The 16,671-nt window shown below is 71.9% G+C and carries 12 protein-coding genes; 6 read left to right on the plus strand and 6 right to left on the minus strand.

Annotated elements, in window-relative coordinates; translation table 11 throughout:
• The first annotated feature begins 285 nt into the window (after positions 1 to 285).
• Genes ACFHWT_RS02280 through ACFHWT_RS02300 form a run of 5 tightly spaced genes read left to right on the plus strand, consistent with a single transcriptional unit; the run spans position 286 to position 7,943 of the window.
• Complete coding sequence (locus ACFHWT_RS02280; RefSeq protein ID WP_416592927.1) at positions 286 to 2,433, plus strand: molybdopterin oxidoreductase family protein; 2,148 nt, start codon at positions 286 to 288, stop codon at positions 2,431 to 2,433.
• Complete coding sequence (locus ACFHWT_RS02285) at positions 2,430 to 3,920, plus strand: FAD-dependent oxidoreductase (protein WP_416592928.1); 1,491 nt, start codon at positions 2,430 to 2,432, stop codon at positions 3,918 to 3,920. The genes ACFHWT_RS02280 and ACFHWT_RS02285 overlap by 4 nt, the downstream gene beginning before the upstream one ends.
• Entirely contained in the window at positions 3,917 to 6,496 is a 2,580-nt protein-coding gene (gene nirB, locus ACFHWT_RS02290) for a nitrite reductase large subunit NirB (RefSeq protein WP_416592929.1), read from the plus strand. The genes ACFHWT_RS02285 and nirB overlap by 4 nt, the downstream gene beginning before the upstream one ends.
• Complete coding sequence (gene nirD, locus ACFHWT_RS02295; RefSeq protein ID WP_416592930.1) at positions 6,493 to 6,855, plus strand: nitrite reductase small subunit NirD; 363 nt, start codon at positions 6,493 to 6,495, stop codon at positions 6,853 to 6,855. The genes nirB and nirD overlap by 4 nt, the downstream gene beginning before the upstream one ends.
• Positions 6,855 to 7,943: a uroporphyrinogen-III synthase gene (locus ACFHWT_RS02300; protein WP_416592931.1), complete on the plus strand. Its 1,089-nt coding sequence runs from the start codon at positions 6,855 to 6,857 to the stop codon at positions 7,941 to 7,943. The genes nirD and ACFHWT_RS02300 overlap by 1 nt, the downstream gene beginning before the upstream one ends.
• 93 nt (positions 7,944 to 8,036) lie before the next feature.
• On the opposite strand, the gene ACFHWT_RS02305 is transcribed toward ACFHWT_RS02300, so the two are convergent.
• From ACFHWT_RS02305 to ACFHWT_RS02320, 4 genes are all read right to left on the minus strand, one after another.
• Positions 8,037 to 8,660, minus strand: a complete 624-nt coding sequence (locus ACFHWT_RS02305; protein WP_416592932.1) for a GTP-binding protein — start codon at positions 8,658 to 8,660, stop codon at positions 8,037 to 8,039.
• Positions 8,641 to 9,012 (minus strand): DUF742 domain-containing protein, encoded by a 372-nt coding sequence (locus ACFHWT_RS02310; protein ID WP_123606102.1) that lies wholly within the window; start codon positions 9,010 to 9,012, stop codon positions 8,641 to 8,643. The genes ACFHWT_RS02305 and ACFHWT_RS02310 overlap by 20 nt, the downstream gene beginning before the upstream one ends.
• 80 nt (positions 9,013 to 9,092) lie before the next feature.
• The gene (locus tag ACFHWT_RS02315) at positions 9,093 to 9,506 is read right to left on the minus strand and encodes a roadblock/LC7 domain-containing protein (protein WP_123606103.1); all 414 of its coding nucleotides are present in this window, start codon (positions 9,504 to 9,506) and stop codon (positions 9,093 to 9,095) included.
• On the minus strand, positions 9,503 to 12,775 hold the full coding sequence (locus ACFHWT_RS02320) for a nitrate- and nitrite sensing domain-containing protein (protein WP_416592933.1): 3,273 nt from the start codon (positions 12,773 to 12,775) through the stop codon (positions 9,503 to 9,505). Before ACFHWT_RS02320 ends, ACFHWT_RS02315 begins: the two co-directional genes overlap by 4 nt.
• Before the next feature lie 465 nt (positions 12,776 to 13,240).
• Here ACFHWT_RS02320 and ACFHWT_RS02325 point away from each other — a divergent pair, with 465 nt between their 5' ends.
• Complete coding sequence (locus ACFHWT_RS02325) at positions 13,241 to 14,440, plus strand: ABC transporter substrate-binding protein (RefSeq protein WP_416592934.1); 1,200 nt, start codon at positions 13,241 to 13,243, stop codon at positions 14,438 to 14,440.
• Between the two features lie 88 nt (positions 14,441 to 14,528).
• Here ACFHWT_RS02325 and ACFHWT_RS02330 read toward each other — a convergent pair whose 3' ends face one another.
• A complete protein-coding gene (locus ACFHWT_RS02330) occupies positions 14,529 to 15,368 on the minus strand; it encodes an ABC transporter permease (protein ID WP_416592935.1) in 840 nt (279 codons plus the stop codon).
• Positions 15,369 to 15,451: 83 nt separating this feature from the next.
• Positions 15,452 to 16,486 carry an ABC transporter substrate-binding protein gene (locus ACFHWT_RS02335; protein ID WP_416592936.1) on the minus strand — a complete coding sequence of 345 codons (1,035 nt, stop codon included), beginning with the start codon at positions 16,484 to 16,486 and terminating at the stop codon, positions 15,452 to 15,454.
• Positions 16,487 to 16,671 lie beyond the last annotated feature (185 nt).

The raw sequence follows: 16,671 nt of genomic DNA on the forward strand, positions 1-16,671 counted from the left end.
GGCACCATCGGACAGGGCCTCCCGCAGACGGTGAGCTGCATCCACGGACGGTGACCTGAGACGGTGACGGGTCTGGCGAGGGACGCCCCTCGGTTGTCGCACAACAGCAGGCGACGATACCCGCTGCCCGGCACGCCGGTCAAAACGGCTGGTCGGCACCGGTACGCCGGAGGTCCCACCAGATGGGCCAACTAACCCTCTGACAACAGCCCGTGTGAGCTGCTCTTAGCAGGCTGGAAACAATCGGGACGTCGCGGCGAAATCGCCCCCCGGCACGCTTCGCACATGCCAGGCAGTGTGCAGGTGACCATCGGGCCGACCGGCGAATCCGTCGACCGGACCGTGGCCACCCACTGCCCGTACTGCGCCCTGCAGTGCGGGATGCGGCTGCGCGCGAGCGCCGACGGCGGCGTTCAGGTGCTGCCCCGGCAGTTTCCCACCAACCAGGGCGGGCTCTGCCAGAAGGGCTGGACCGCCGCGGAACTGCTCGACCACCCGCAGCGGCTGACCACCCCGCTGGTCCGCGACCGACCGGGAGCCGAACTGCGGCCGGCCAGCTGGGACGAGGCCCTGGCCCAAATCGTCGACGGTGTCACCGGCATCCAGCACGCGCACGGCCGCGACGCGGTCGCGATGTTCGGCGGCGGTGGGCTCACCAACGAGAAGGCGTACGCGCTGGGCAAGTTCGCCCGGGTCGCGCTGCGCACCCGCAACATCGACTACAACGGCCGGTTCTGCATGTCCTCGGCGGCCGCCGCCGGGATCCGGGCCTTCGGCGTCGACCGCGGCCTGCCGTTCCCGATGGCCGACGTCGGCACCGCCGACACCCTGCTGCTGATCGGCGCGAACGTGGCCGAGACGATGCCGCCGTTCGCCCGCTACCTGACCGAGATGAAACAGCGCGGCGGCACGTTGATCGTGATCGACCCCCGCCGCACCGCCACCGCCCGGCTGGCCGACCTGCACCTGCAACCCACCCCCGGCACCGACCTCGCGGTGGCCAACGCGCTGCTGCACGTCGCGGTGCGGGAGGGCTGGGTGGACCAGACCTACGTCGCCGAGCGGACCACCGGCTTCGACACCGTCCGGGCCACCGTCGCCGGCTACTGGCCGGCCCGGGTGGAACGGCTCACCGGCGTACCGATCGCCGATCTGGAGGCGGCGGCGCGCGCCCTGGCCGGCGGCGACCGCCGCGCGACCGACGCCGCGCCCGCCAAGGTCGTCATCCTCACCGCGCGCGGGGCCGAACAACACGCCAAGGGCGTCGACACGGTCAGCGCGTACGTCAACCTGGCGCTCGCCCTCGGGCTACCCGGCCGGCCCGGCTCCGGCTACGGCTGCCTCACCGGCCAGGGCAACGGTCAGGGCGGCCGGGAGCACGGCCAGAAGGCCGACCAGCTGCCCGGCTACCGGCGCATCGACGACCCGGCGGCGCGGGCACACGTGGCCGGGGTGTGGGGCGTCGACCCGGCCGACCTGCCCGGGCCGGGGGTTTCCGCGTACGAACTGCTGGACGCGCTCGGCACCCCGGCCGGGCCGAAGGCGTTGCTGGTCTTCGGCTCCAACCCGGTGGTCTCCGCTCCCCGCGCCGGCCGGGTCCAGCGCCGACTGGCCGATCTGGACCTGCTGGTCGTCGCCGACTTCGTGCTGTCCGAGACGGCGGCGATGGCGGACGTGGTGCTGCCCACCGCCCAGTGGGCCGAGGAGGACGGCACGATGACCAACCTGGAGGGACGGGTGCTGCGCCGGCACGCGCTGCGGCCGCCGCCGCCCGGTGTCCGCACCGACCTGGCCGTCCTGGCCGACCTCGCGCAGCGGCTCGGCTGCCCGGCCGAGCAGTTCCCGGCCGACCCCGCCGAGGTCTTCGCCGAGCTGCGCCGGGCCTCGGCCGGCGGCGTCGCCGACTACGCCGGGGTCACCTGGGAGCGGATCGACGCCGCCGACGGGGTCTTCTGGCCCTGCCCGGACCCGGACCGGCCGGACACCCCACGGATGTTCACCGAACGATTCGCCACCCCGGACGGGCGGGCCCGGTTCGTGCCGGTGGAGCACCGGGCCGCCGCCGAGGAGGTCTGCGCCGACTACCCGCTCTACCTGACCACCGGCCGGGTGCTGGCCCAGTACCAGTCCGGTGCGCAGACCCGCCGGATCGCGCCGCTGCGCGGCGCCGCGCCGGAAGCCTTCGTGGAGCTGCACCCGGACCTGGCCGCCCGGCTCGGCGTCGTCGACGGCGACCCGGTCACGGTCACCAGCCGGCGCGGCGAGATGCGCGCACCGGCCCGACTGACCGAGTCGATCCGCCCGGACACCGTGTTCGCCCCGTTCCACTGGGGCGGCGCGGCCCGGATCAACTCGGTCACCAACGACGCGTTGGACCCGACGTCCCGGATGCCCGAATTCAAGATCTGCGCGGTCAGGGTGGAGCGAGCGTGAACCGTATCGTCATCGTCGGCCACGGCATGGCCGGTGCCCGGCTCGCCGCCGAGCTGCGCGCCCGGCGCGGCGACTACAAGATCACCGTGTACGGGGCGGAGCGGCACCGGGCGTACAACCGGATCATGCTGTCGAACCTGCTCGCCGGCCGGGCCGACGAGCTGGACGTTACGCTCACCGAGACCGCCGGGCACGGCATCGACGTGCGGGCCGGGTTGGCGGTGACCGCGATCGAGCCGGCCATCCGGACGGTGCGCACCGCCGACGGCACCGCCACCGAGTACGACCACCTGGTGCTCGCCACCGGCAGCCGGGCCGTGGTCCCCGACCTGCCCGGCCTGACCGGTGCCGACGGCTCGGTCGGCCGGGCCGGATCGGCGGGCGAGGAGCCAGCCGCGCTGCCCGACCGGGTCGCGGTGTTCCGGACCCTGGACGACTGCCGGCGGATCCTCGCCGCCGCGGCCGGTGCCCGCACCGCGCTGGTGCTCGGCGGCGGCCTGCTCGGGCTGGAAGCCGCCCGTGGGCTGGCCGCACGCGGGCTGGACGTGCGGGTGGTGCACAAGGTCGGCCAGCTGATGGAGCGCCAACTCGACGCCACCGCCAGCGCGGTGCTCGCCCGTACCCTCGCCGACCTCGGCGTCGGCACCGAGCTGGCCGCCGCCGCCGAGTCGGTCACCGCCACCACCGACGGGGTACGGCTGCGCCTCGGCGACGGCCGGGAACTCGACGCCGACCTGCTGGTGCTGGCCTGCGGTGTCCGGCCGGACACCGACCTGGCCCGCCAGGCCGGGCTACGGGTCGGACGCGGCGTCATGGTCGACGACCGGATGGCCACCAGCGACCCGCGGATCTGGGCGATCGGGGACTGCGCCGAACACGGCGGCGTCGTCACCGGGCTGGTGGCCCCCGCCTGGGAACAGGCCCGGGTGCTGGCCCGGGTGCTGGCCGGCGACGACCCGGGCACCCGCTACCGGCCGCTGCCTACGGTGACCCGGCTCAAGGCCGCCGGCATCGACCTCGCGGCGATGGGCGACACCCGGCCGGGCGTCGACGGACAGACCGAGGAGCTCAGCTTCGCCGACCCGGCCCGTGGCACGTACGCCCGGCTGCTGATCCGCGACGACCGGCTGACCGGGGCGATCATGCTCGGCGACAACCCGGCCGTCGGCACCGTCATCCAGTTGTTCGACCGGGGCGGTCCGGTGCCGACCGACCGGCGGGCGCTGCTGCTCGGCCGCGCGGTCGGCGGCACCGTCGCGGCACCGGCGACCAGTCCGGCGCTGATGCCGGACGCGGCGACCGTCTGCCAGTGCAACACGGTCAGCAAGGGCGCGCTGGTGCGCTGCTGGCGCGCCGGTGCCCGGTCGGTCGCCGAGGTGGTCGCCGCCACCCGGGCCACCACCGGCTGCGGCAGCTGCACCGACGCGGTCACCGGCATCGTCGACTGGCTCTCATCTGTGGATTCCGACGTGGAGGTACCGGCGTGAACCGATTGATCGTCATCGGCAACGGCATGGTCGGGCAACGCCTGGTCGAAGCGGTCCGCTCCCGCGACACCGGCGGCGGATGGCAGATCACGGTGCTCGCCGAGGAGTCGCGGCCGGCGTACGACCGGGTCCGGTTGTCGGCCTTCTTCGACGGTGTCCGGCCGGACGAGTTGAGCGTGCACACCCCGGACGACGGGGTGGACCTGCGGCTGGCCGAGCCCGCCCGGCGCATCGACCGGGACCGTCGGGTGGTGGTCACCGACCACGGCGAGTACGGCTACGACGCGCTGGTGCTGGCCACCGGCTCGTACCCGTTCGTCCCGCCGATCGACGGCGCACACCGACTCACCGACGGTGCCAGCGGCGGCGGCCTGCGCGACGGGGTGTTCGTCTACCGGACGTTGGACGATCTGGTCGCCATCCGCGACTTCGCCACCGATCCGGCCGCCGGTCGGCGGATCGGTACGGTGATCGGCGGCGGCCTGCTCGGCCTGGAGGCCGCCAACGCGCTGCGGCTGCTCGGCCTGCGTACCCACGTGGTGGAGTTCGCACCCCGGCTGATGCCGGTCCAGGTCGACGAGGCCGGCGGGGCGATGCTGCGCCGCTACGTCGAGGACCTCGGCGTCGACGTGCACCTGGGGACCGCGACGTCGGCGATCCGCACCGGGCCGGACGGCACCCCGCACGGGGTCGCCCTCACCGACGGCACCGAACTGGAGACCGACCTGGTGGTGGTCGCCGCCGGCATCCGGCCCCGCGACGACCTGGCCCGCGCCGCCGGGCTGGCCGTCGGCGAGCGCGGCGGGGTGACCGTCGACGCCACCTGCCGGACCAGCGACCCGCACATCTGGGCGGTCGGCGAGTGCGCCGCGGTCAGCGTCGACGGCGAGCCGGGCCGCTGCTACGGGCTGGTCGCCCCCGGCTACGCGATGGCCGAGGTGGTCGCCGACCGGCTGCTCGACGGCACCGCCGCCTTCCCCGGCGCGGACACCTCCACCAAGCTCAAACTGCTCGGGGTGGACGTGGCGTCGTTCGGCGACGCGCACGGCGCCACCACCGACTGTCTGGACGTCACCTTCACCGACCCGGCCACCCGGGTCTACGCCAAGCTGGTGCTCTCCGACGACGCGCGCACCCTGCTCGGCGGGGTGCTGGTCGGCGACGCGACGGCGTACCCGACGCTGCGGGCCAGCGTCGGCGGGCCGCTGCCCGGCCCGCCGCTGGCGCTGCTCGCCCCGGCCGGATCCGACGGGGCCGCTGGCGGGGCCGGCATCGACGCGCTGCCCGGCAGCGCCCAGGTCTGCTCCTGCAACGCGGTCACCAAGGACCAGATCCTCGGCGCGATCGGCGAAGGCTGCACCGACGTCGCCGGGATCAAGGCGTGCACCCGGGCCGGGACCAGCTGTGGGTCCTGCGTACCGATGCTCAAGCAGTTGCTGTCCGTCGCCGGGGTGGCCCAGTCGACCGCGCTGTGCGAACACTTCGACCACAGCCGCCAGGAGCTGTTCGACATAGTCCGGGTACGCGGTATCCGGACCTTCTCCCAGCTGGTCGCCGAGCACGGTCGGGGCCGGGGCTGCGACATCTGCAAGCCGGTGGTCGCCTCGATCCTCGCCTCGCTCGGCAACGGCTACGTGCTTGACGGCGAGCAGGCCACCCTGCAGGACACCAACGACCACTTCCTGGCCAACATGCAGCGCGACGGCACCTACTCGGTGGTGCCGCGGATCCCCGGCGGGGAGATCACCCCGGAGAAGCTGATCGTGATCGGCGAGGTGGCCCGGGACTTCAACCTCTACACGAAGATCACCGGCGGGCAGCGGATCGACCTGTTCGGCGCCCGCGTCGAGCAGCTGCCGGGAATCTGGCGGCGGCTGGTCGACGCCGGCTTCGAGTCCGGTCACGCCTACGGCAAGGCGCTGCGGACGGTGAAGTCCTGCGTCGGCTCCACGTGGTGCCGGTACGGGGTGCAGGACTCGGTCGGACTCGCGGTCGCCCTGGAGCTGCGCTACCGGGGGCTGCGCGCCCCGCACAAGATCAAGTCTGCGGTCTCCGGCTGCGCCCGGGAGTGCGCCGAGGCGCGCAGCAAGGACTTCGGCATCATCGCCACCGACATCGGCTGGAACCTCTACGTCGGCGGCAATGGCGGCTTCCGGCCCCGGCACGCCGACCTGTTCGCCAGCGACCTGTCCACCGAGGAGCTCGTCCGTACCATCGACCGGTTCCTGATGTTCTACATCCGCACTGCCGACCGGCTGCAACGCACCGCGGCCTGGATCGAGGCCATGGACGGCGGCCTGGACCACCTGCGATCGGTGATCGTCGACGACTCGCTCGGGCTGGCGGCCGAGCTCGACGAGGCGATGGCCCGGCACGTCGAGTCCTACTCGGACGAGTGGCGGGACACGATCGACGACCCGGAGCGGCTGCGCCGCTTCGCCTCCTTCGTCAACGCACCCGACACCCCGGACCCGTCGATCACCTTCGAGGTCGAGCGGGGCCAGCCGGTGCCGGCCCTGGGCGAGCGCCGGCCCGTCGCGCTCGGTCTCCCGACAACTCTGGAGGTACGCCGATGAGTGTGCAGACAGTCAACGTCACCGCCCGGTGGACACCGGTGTGCCCGTACTCCCGGGTGGAGCCGGAGCGAGGCGTGGCCGCACTGGTCGACGGCGAGCAGGTGGCGGTCTTCCGGACCTACGACGGGACGTTGTACGCGATCGGCAACCAGGATCCGGTGGCCGGCGCCCACGTCATGTCCCGGGGCATCGTCGGAACCCGGGGGGACGTCCCGACCGTGGCGTCACCACTGCACAAGCAGGTCTATGACCTGCGTACCGGCGAATGTCTGGATCTGCCGGGCGTCGCCGTGCCGACCTACCAGGTGCGCTGTCGGGACGGGCTGATCGAGGTGCTCGGTCGGCGGCAGGACCAGTGATGTCCGACGAGCTGTCCGGATTCACCATCGGGGTCACCGCGGACCGGCGGCGCGACGAACTGGCCGCGCTGCTGGAGCGGCGGGGTGCCCGGGTGGTGCTCGCTCCGGCGCTGCGGATCGTGCCGCTGGCCGACGACACCGAACTGCGCGCGTCGACCCGGGCCTGCCTGGACAATCCGCCGGACGTGCTGATCGCCAACACCGGCATCGGCATGCGTGGCTGGCTGGAGGCCGCGGAGGGGTGGGGCCTGGCCGAGCCGCTGCGGGCGGTGCTCGGCGGCGCCTACATCGTGGCTCGTGGGCCGAAGGCCCGGGGCGCGATCCGCGCCGCCGGCCTGCACGATCAGTGGTCACCCGCGTCGGAGAGCTGCGACGAGGTCACCGACCATCTGCGGGCCCGCGGCGTGGCCGGCCAGGTGATCGCGATGCAGTTGCACGGGGAACGGCAACCGGAGTGCTCGGCGGCGCTCGAGGCGGCCGGTGCCACCGTGATCGAGGTGCCGGTGTACCGGTGGGCGCCACCGACCGATCCGGCACCGCTGCACCGGCTGGTCGACCTGGTCGCCGGCCGGCTCGTCGACGCGGTCACCTTCACCTCCGCGCCAGCGGTCGGAGCACTGCTGCGCGCCGCCGGGCCCAACGCCGACGCGGTGCTCGAGGCGATGCGGACCGACGTACTGGCCGCCTGCGTCGGGCCGGTCACCGCGGCGCCGCTGCGCCGGCACGGTGTGCCGGTGACCGCACCGGCCCGCGCCCGGCTCGGGGCGCTGGTCCGGACCATCGTCGACGAACTGCCCCGCCGGGCGGTCAACCTGAAGGTCGGTGGACACCTGCTCACCCTGCGCGGACACGCCGCAGTGATCGACGGTGAGCTGCGCCCGTTGGCACCGGCACCGATGGCGGTGCTGCGCGCCCTGGCGCAGACCCCGGGACGGGTGCTGTCCCGGGCCGCGCTGCTGCGCACCCTGCCCCGGGGTGCCGACGAGCACGCCGTCGAGATGGCGGTGGCCCGGCTCCGGGCCGGGCTGGGCACGCCCGGGGTGATCCAGACCGTGGTCAAACGCGGCTACCGTCTGCCGATCGACTGAGGCAGGTCGCGCTGCCGGTTGAGGCAGGCCGCACCGGCCGATAGAGCCCACGCCGGCCGGCGGCGCAGTGCGCCGCCGGCCGGTGCCGTACGGTCAGCCGACCGGGGTCGGATAACCCCGGCCGTGCTCGGCGCGCAGCGTCGCCATCGCGTGTTCGACCACGGTGACCAGCACACCCTTCGTCGAGTCCCGGCTGCGGGCGTCGCACATCACCAGCGGCACGTGCGGCGCGATGGCCAGCGCCTCCCGCACCTCTTCCGGCTCGTACTGTGGCGCGCCGTCGAAGCAGTTCAACGCCACGAGGTACGGCAGCTGCCGGTTCTCGAAATAGTCCAACGGGGCGAATGCGTCGGTGATCCGGCGGGTGTCCACCAGCACCGCGGCACCGACCGCACCGCGGATGATCTCGTCCCACATGAACCAGAACCGGGTCTGTCCGGGTGTGCCGAACAGATAGAGAATCAGGTCGTCGGCCATGGTGATCCGGCCGAAGTCCATCGCCACCGTGGTGGTCTCCTTGCCGGGGACCTTTGACGGATCGTCGATGCCGACGCCGGCCGAGGTCATCAGCGCCTCGGTGGTCAGCGGCGTGATCTCGGAGACCGCGCCGACCATGGTGGTCTTACCCACCCCGAATCCACCGGCGATGACGATCTTCGCCGAGGTGATTCCCTTGTCCTGGCGGACGCCAGGACGGTCATAGCCTGCGAAGTCCACTTAGCACCCTCTCAAGAAGTTCCATCCGCTCCTCGTAGCCCTCTGTCTCAGTCGGAGCGGTGCTGTGCAACGCCAGCAGGCCGTCGGCGACCATGTCGGCGACGAGGACCCGTGCGACGCCCAGCGGGAGCCGGGTGTACGCGGCGATCTCCGCCAGTGACTGGGCACGGTTGTCGCAGATCGTGGCGATTCGATGCTTGTCGTGCCCGGCGAAACGAGACTCGGTGACCGCTGCCGCCGAGGCCACCAGCACCGCCTCCAGTGCGATGTGCTGCCGTGGCTCGGTACGCCCGCGGGTGACCGCGTAGGGGCGGACAAGCGCTCCGCGCGGGTCCTGTCGTGGTTGGCCCATTGAGCGGTCACCTCCTCGTGGGTCTGCTGGCACGTCATCGGTGACGGTCCCTTGTGTCGCTGCGGAACTTCAGCCTCGGATCAGGGTCGGCCGCCCACGGCCTCCCGTGGTGCCGGAACCAGCGCGGCACCGACCCGCTCGACCAGCAATGCCATCTCGTACCCGACCTGACCGACGTCGCAACTACGGGCGGCGAGCACCGCCATCGACGATCCATCGCTGATGGACATCAGGAACAGGTACCCGCTGTCCATTTCGATCACCGTCTGCAGCACGCCACCCGCGCTGAACATCCGCGACGCCCCGTCGGTGAGGCTGACCACACCCGAGGTGATCGCCGCCAACTGGTCGGCCCGGTCCGCCGGCAGGTCACGCGAGGAGGCGAGCAGCAGTCCGTCTGCCGAGACAGCCACGACGTGGGCGATCCCCGCCACGCTGTCGGCAAAGTTGCTGAGCAGCCAACCCATGTCCTGAATAGCTGCTGGCCTGTTCATTCGCTGGTCTCCTTGGTTGAGGTGGCGCGGTACTGCTCGCCGCCGACGGTCCGGCCGCGTTGCACGCCACGGTGATATGCCGACAACAGGCCACGGACCTCGTCCGGGGTCCGCCGGGTCGGCTCGCGGCTCTGCTTGGCCTCCACGCCACCCGGCACCAACTGTGCCTGGGGCTGGCGCTTCGGCAGACCAGAGCGGGTGGTGCCGGCGTTCGCCGGCTCAGCTGCCTTACTGGCCCGGGCCCAGCCCTCGTCAGCGGCGGTACGCCAACTGCCGGAGTCGCCGGTCCGTTGCCGGGGGATGGCACCCAGCGCCGACGTCGCCGCGCCGGCCGGAGTGGACGGTGCGGGCGCCGGCGGCGCGGCCGGTGGTGGTGCGGCGTTCGGCTGCACCGGAGCAGAGTACGCCGCCGGCTGTGGAGTCGACTGTCCCGGGTTGCGGGCCGGCAGCGGTGTCCTGGTCGGAGCGGGTGCTGGCGAGTACGGCGCCGCGGGCGCGCCGGCAGCTGGCGGGCGACCGGCGGTCGGCAGCGGCAGGACGGTGGTCTCGGCCGAGCCGTGCGACCGGAACCAGACCGCCTCCATCTCCCGGAAGATGGGCATCTCGGCGGCGTCCTCGGGCCGCCCAGCGGGGTTGGCGGGCGCAGCCGGGTTGGCGGGCGCAGCCGGGTTGGCGGGCGCAGCCGGGTTGGCGGGCGCAGCGCCGCCGGCGGAGCCGCCGGCCATCGGGCCGTGCGGCAGCTGGCCGTCGGTGCGTACCGCCGGGGCCAGCGGGTGCATGGTGGCCGGGATGACCGACTGGTCCGGGTAGCCGCCGGCACCCGTCGGTCGCAGCGTCGGGTAGGCCACGGTCGGCGTACCGACGTTGGCCACCGGCGGTGCCGCAGCAGGCGGGGCGGCGGATGCCGCCGGACGGTACGCCGGCAGCCCGGGGTGGTACGTCGGCGCGGCCGGGCCAGCGGCCGGGGCCGCCGGCGGCCCGGACATCGGCGGGCCCGACATCGGCGGCCCGGACATCGGGGAGCCGGACATCGGCGACGCGGAGATCGGGGCGGCGGAGACCGGCGTCGACTGCCCCCCGGTAGTCACCGGGAAGGCGGCGGTAGGGGCGCCGGACACCGCGTTCCACTGTGACGACCGGGCGTTCTGCCACTGGTCGGTGAGGGTCGCCGTACGGCCGGGTGCCGCCGGCGGACTCGAGATCGGCGACCAGGTCCCGCCCGACGTGGGCGCGGCGGAGATCGGCTCGGCCGCCATGGCCGGGCGTCCCCGCGTCATCACCGGCTCCCGGGTGCGCTGTGGCAGTACCAGGATGCTGCTCGGCAGCGTGGCCTGGGCGATGGTGCCGCCCTCGGGGTTGGGCCGCAGCTCGACCCGGATGCCGTACCGGCCGGCCAACCGGCTGACCACGGCGAGACCCATCAGCCGGAACGCCGAGACGTCGACGGTGGACGGCTCGGCGAGCCTCCGGTTGAGATTGTCGAACTGCTCCTCGGACAGTCCCAGGCCGCGGTCCTCCACCTGGACCAGTACGTAGTCGCGCAGCCGCCGGGCGTCGGCGACGACCGTGGTGGTCGGCGGCGAGAACCGGGTGGCGTTGTCGAGCAGCTCGGCGACGAGACGTACCACATCGTTGACCGCGTGCGCGGAGATCAGGATGTCGGTGTCGACGGTGCCGAACTCGATCCGGTTGTAGAGCTCGACCTCGGACTGCGCGGCCCGCAGCGCGTCGACCAGCAGCGCGTCCTCCCGGCGCGGCGCCGTCGAGTCGGCACCGGCCAGGACCAGCAGGTTCTCGTCGTTGCGGCGCATCCGAGTGGCGAGGTGGTCGAGCTGGAACAGCTGAGCGAGCCGCTTCGGGTCCTCCTCGCCCCGCTCGATCGCGTCGAGCTCGCCGATCATCCGGTCGACCAGCGTCTGGCTCCGGCGGGCCAGGGAGAGGAACATCGCCGACACGCTCGCCCGCAGCGCCGCCTGCTCGGCCGCGATCCGGACCGCTTCCCGGTGCACCACGTTGAACGCCTGGCCGACCTGGCCGACCTCGTCGCGGTTGGGCAGCCGGATCGGATCACGGAGGTTGCGAACGATCTCCTCCGGACCCCGGTCGTTGAGGTCGTTGACGTCGCGGAGCTTGGCCACCGCCTCCGGAAGGTCTTTGCTGGCCACCGACATGGCGCCTTCACGCAGCCGGCGCAGCGAGTCGTTCAATGAGCGGGCCAAGACCACCGCGAGGGCGATCGCCAGCACCAGGACGATCAGCACCGCGATCGACTCGATGATCGCCTGCCGGGTGACGTTGGTGCTCACCTCGGTGGCCCGGTCGAGCAGCCGGGACTCCAGCTGGATCTCGGCCCACCGCATCAGGTCGTTGACCGCCCCCACGGCCCGGGACGCCTCGGCGGCGCTCATCGGAGCCCGCTGGCCCACCGAACGGGTGATCTCGGTGGCGACCCGGTCGGCAAGGAAGACGGCGTCACCGGTAACGCTGCTGTCGACCAGCTCCTGCTCCCACGGCGACGCGGCCAGCGAGAACGACAGCAGCGCCTCCTGCTGGCTGGTCAGCGTGGCCAGGTACGACGAGAACTGCTCCTCGTCCAGCCGGCCGGTGGACAGCGCCGCGAAGATGATCGCCTCCTCCTCGGCCGTGGCCAGCTTGGCCCGGGCGAAGGCGGAGACGGCACGCAGACTGTCCGGCACCTCGCCGTCACCGGAGACCTGGCCGAGCACCTCGCCGTAGGAGGCCAGGTCGGACAGGATGACGCCGTACCGCAGCACCGCCTCCGGCACCGGCATCTGCCGCCGGTCGAGCACCTCTTGGCGGGTGGCGTTCAAAGTGTCCAGATGGTCGTCGATGGCGACCAGCTGCCGCTCGACCGCCTCCGGCACGTTACCGACCCGGTCGCGTTCCGCGGCGTACGCCGCGATCCGCTCGTCGGTGCTGCGTACCCGGATGTTGTAGGCCTCGGCGTCGGCCTCGCGGGCGGCGAGGAAGGTAACCGCGGCCATCCGCTCCTTGTGGACGTCCTGAGCCAGTGCCGAGACGTCAACGGAGAGTTCGGCCATCGACCGCACCATCCGCGCGTCGATCGCGCCCTGTCCCACATCGACCAGCCGTACCGTGGCCAGAGCGGCGACCGCAGCCAGCGGAACGACCAGGATCAGGGCCAGTTTGGACCTGATCCGCGCATCCCTCAGTCGCGGCACCCAACGCAATGGCGCGCGGCGTTTCCGCGGGCCGTTGTCGGGCAGGGTCGTCGGTCCGGTCCTCACGACATCGCCTCCGTCGCTATCTCCACACGCGGACTGCCGACCGATGCCTGCTGCAGCGGTGAGCGCCGCATGCGGCACGGCCGCGATTTCATCAGAAGTGGACCCGCTTGGGAAGCCTCAGTGGGGCAGGAATCGGTCGGACGACCCGTAATCACCCTAGGGCTACCGGAGAGTATCTTCATCACACCGCCCTGATCAGCGCGGATAGAACTTCCACCGTCAGTTGTCCCGCCAAAGTCAACGCTCGCAACATGTACTCGTTGCCAACATGTGGGACGACAGTCCCGGAAACGCCCCGACCGGCGCGCTTGACCAGAACGCCGCCCATTGGCATGGTTTCCCAAGTTTGCAGGCTCCGCGCACACCGTACGGCATGCCGCCGGCGCGACTTCTACTGAGGACGTGCTCAGCCGCGCCGCCGCCCACCGACCGGGTGCGCATCCGCCGCGTACCTGGAGGACTGACTTGAGGCCCACCCGTTCCGCCCTACTCACGGCGCTCGTATCCACATTGCTGGCCTCTTCGCTCACCGGCTGCCAGTTCGCCAGCGACTCGGCCGGCGGGGACGGCGGCGAGATCGTCATCGCCGCCGACCTGGAACTGTCCGGTGCCGCCGCAACCGTCGGCAAGGGCTTCCAACGAGCCCTCGAACTGAAGGTTGAGCAGATCAACGAATCGGGTCTGCTGGGCGACCGGACCATCCGGCTGGACGTCCGGGACAACCGTTCCGACCCGAGCGAGTCGCTGCGCAACATCGGCGACTTCACCGGCGACTCCGCGGTGACCGCGATCATCATGGGCAGTTGCAGTGACTGTGCGGTCGGCGCTGCCCGGACGATCAACGACAAGCGGGTGCCGACCATCTCGCTGGCCCCGGCCACCGCGGTCGCCACCCCGGTCACCGAGCGTCGCTACCTGTTCAAACTCGGCCCCAACGCGGCGGACAGCGCCGCCGCGGTCGCCAACGAGCTGCGCCGCCGCAATATCAAGCGGGCCAGCCTGCTGCACACCGACGACGAGTACGGCCGAGACGGTCTGCGGGTGATCACCGCCGAACTGGACAAGCTCGACATCAACCTGGTCGGCACCGAACAGGTGCGTACCACCGACACCGACGTGAGCCAGGCCGTCGCCACCCTGGCGCAGCCGTTGACCGGCGAGAATCCGGGCGCGCTGCTGGTCTGGACCTCGGCCGAACAGGCGGCGCTGGCAGCGGACAGCGCCGCGCAGGCCGACTACCCGGGTCCGCTGTTCTTCGACGCCGCCGCCGCCGGTGACCTGTTCCTGACCGGTGGTTCCGCCGCCGGCACCGAAGGCGTCAACCTCGTCTTCACCCAGACCATGGTGATCGACGACGTGATCGCCAACACCCCGGCGAAGGCGGCCCGCAAGCAGTGGTTCCGCGACTACACGGCCAGGTTCGGCAGCTACTACGGGTTCTCCTCGTTCGCGGCCGACGCGGTTCAGTTGATCGCCGACGCGGTGTCCCGGTCGACCGGCGACGGCTCGGTCAACCGGGAGGCTGTCCGTGAGGTGCTGGAGACCACCCAGTTCGACGGGCTGTCCGGGCCGATCCGGATGACCCCGGACAACCACTCCGGCCTGATGCCTCAGGCACTGACCATGCTGGTCTCCCGGGGTGGCCGCTGGCGGCTGGCCAGCTGACGGCCCCGGTACGGCCCGGCCTCGTGTGCCCGCCAGGACTTCCTGGCGGGCACACGACGTCCGGGGCGGGCGCGACATGATGGCGACGTCAGCGGGCCGACGTCGTTTCCCGCACCCACGGCAGCAGCAGCCGTTCGAAGCCGACCAGCGCGAAGTAGAGCAGGATGCTCATCAGCCCGATCAACACGATCGCCGCCCAGGCGGCGGAATTCTCGCCCATCCCGCTGAACTGCAGGGTCATGTAGCCCAGCCCTTCCTCGCCGGCCTGGAACTCGCCGATCACCGCGCCGATCGCCGCCAGCGGCATCGCGACCTTCAGGCCGACGAAGATCTGCGGCAACGCAGCCGGGAACCGGATCTTGCGGAAGGTCTGCCAGCGGGACGCGTCCAGTGACCGGGCCAGCTCGGCCAGGTCGGCCGGGGTCGAGGTCAGACCGGTCACCGTGGAGAGCACGATCGGGAAGAAGCAGAGCAGGAAGACCATGGTGAGGATCGACTGCTGACCCCAGCCGAGGGTGACCACGAGCAGCGGGGCGAGCACGATCTTCGGTACGGCGTTCAGCGCCACCAGCAGCGGAGCGAACATCCGCTCGGCCACCTGGGAACCAGCCAGCGCCAGTCCGATCAGCACCCCGATGACGGTGGAGATCGCAAACCCGACGACGGTCGAGGTGGTGGTCGCCAGGGTGTGTTCCAGCAGCCGTGGCATCCGCAGGGAGAACGCCGCGTACACGTCCTGTGGGGGTGGCAGCACCACCGAGTGCACCAGGTTGAACACGCTGGTGGCGAGCCACCACGCGGTCACCGTCACCGCCACGCCGAGCAGCGGTAGTCCAACGGCGGCGACCCGGCCGCCAGCGGGGCGGCGGACCGGAGCGGTGGTCGCGGCGCGGACCGGTGGCGCCTGCGCCGGTTTGAGTACGGTCATCGACACTCCTCAGGCTCGCCGAGCCGCCGGGTGCGGGCGGGTGGGTCACCGGACAGTGACCCACCCGCCCGCATCCGGGTCGGTCAGGATTCGGCGTTCGGGGCCAGGTCGAAGTTGACGACCTGCTCCGGCTCCAGGCCCGGCGGGATCGCCCCGGCGCCCTGCAGGATCGCGATGCTGCGGGCGATCCGCTGGCTGTCCAGTGCACCGACCGGCACACCGGAGCTGGTCGACTTCACGAAGGCGGCCATCAGCTCCAGTTCGGCGGCGGCGGCGGCCGGGTTGGCCTCCTCCACGTTCTTGGCCAGGATCTCGCCGGCCTCCTCCGGGTTGGTGATGCTGTACTCCAGGCCCTTGAGCAGTGCCGCGCTGAAGCGCTTCACCATCTCCGGGTCCTCCTCGGCGATCGCCGTCGAGGTGATCAGCACGTTGCCGTACAGGTCGGTCATGATGTCGCTGTACGGCAGCACCACGGCGGTCTTGCCCTGCGCGACGGTCTCAACGGTGGGCTTACCGACCACGAACTGCCCGATACCGTCCACCGACCCGGAGGCCAGGGTGCCCATCAGGGTCTGCGGAGCGCCGTTGACCCACTCGACCTTGCTCTCGTCGATGCCGGCCAGCGAGGCGTATGTCGGGAACAGGTTGCGCACCACCGAGCCGGGGGCGTCGGCGAGCGTCTTGCCCTCCAGGTCCTTGGGGGTGGTGATGCCGCTGCCGTCCAGCGCGATGATCGCGGCCATGGTCCGCTGCTGGATGCCGGCGACCACGACGAAGTCCTTTGCCTCGCCGTTGCCGTACTGCAGCAGTCCGCCGGTCAGGTCGATCGGCGTGAAGTGGGCCTGTCCACCGACGACGGTCTTGATGTTGTCGCCGGTGCCGGCACCTGCCTTGACCTCGACGTCGAAACCGGCCTCCTCGAAGAAGCCCTTGTCCTTGGCGACCCAGGCGTAGGAGTCCCGACCGAAGTTTCCGAAGGAAGTGAGGTACGTCACTTCCTTCAATTCCTCGGTGCCACCGGCATTCGCCTCGTCACCGTCGTCCGCGCTGCAGCCGGCAGTGACCGCGAGCGCCGCCGCGAGGGCCGTGGCGGCGATCGTACGGGTGAGCCTTGTCATGAACGTGTGTCCTTTCCAACCCGACGGCCCCTCGACGAACCCGCAGGTCGTCGAGGCGACCGGAGGGGGTAGTTGGTCCGGCGCGGCAGCCGGTCGGTGGGGGCCGGACCGGTGCCGCGGTCGCGTTGGGAAACTTCGCGGGCAACAGAGTACGAGGGAAACCTGACCAATGCGACAGCCGGGCA

The organism is Micromonospora sp. LOL_021 (assembly GCF_048060215.1).
Classification (GTDB): domain Bacteria; phylum Actinomycetota; class Actinomycetes; order Mycobacteriales; family Micromonosporaceae; genus Micromonospora_E.

Coding starts and splice junctions, on each gene's coding strand:
- ACFHWT_RS02280 (WP_416592927.1), top strand. CDS start 286: ATGCCAGGCAGTGTGCAGGTGACCATCGGGCCGACCGGCGAATCCGTC.
- nirD (WP_416592930.1), top strand. CDS start 6,493: ATGAGTGTGCAGACAGTCAACGTCACCGCCCGGTGGACACCGGTGTGC.
- ACFHWT_RS02300 (WP_416592931.1), top strand. CDS start 6,855: ATGTCCGACGAGCTGTCCGGATTCACCATCGGGGTCACCGCGGACCGG.
- ACFHWT_RS02310 (WP_123606102.1), bottom strand. CDS start 9,012: ATGGGCCAACCACGACAGGACCCGCGCGGAGCGCTTGTCCGCCCCTAC.
- ACFHWT_RS02315 (WP_123606103.1), bottom strand. CDS start 9,506: ATGAACAGGCCAGCAGCTATTCAGGACATGGGTTGGCTGCTCAGCAAC.
- ACFHWT_RS02330 (WP_416592935.1), bottom strand. CDS start 15,368: ATGACCGTACTCAAACCGGCGCAGGCGCCACCGGTCCGCGCCGCGACC.
- ACFHWT_RS02335 (WP_416592936.1), bottom strand. CDS start 16,486: ATGACAAGGCTCACCCGTACGATCGCCGCCACGGCCCTCGCGGCGGCG.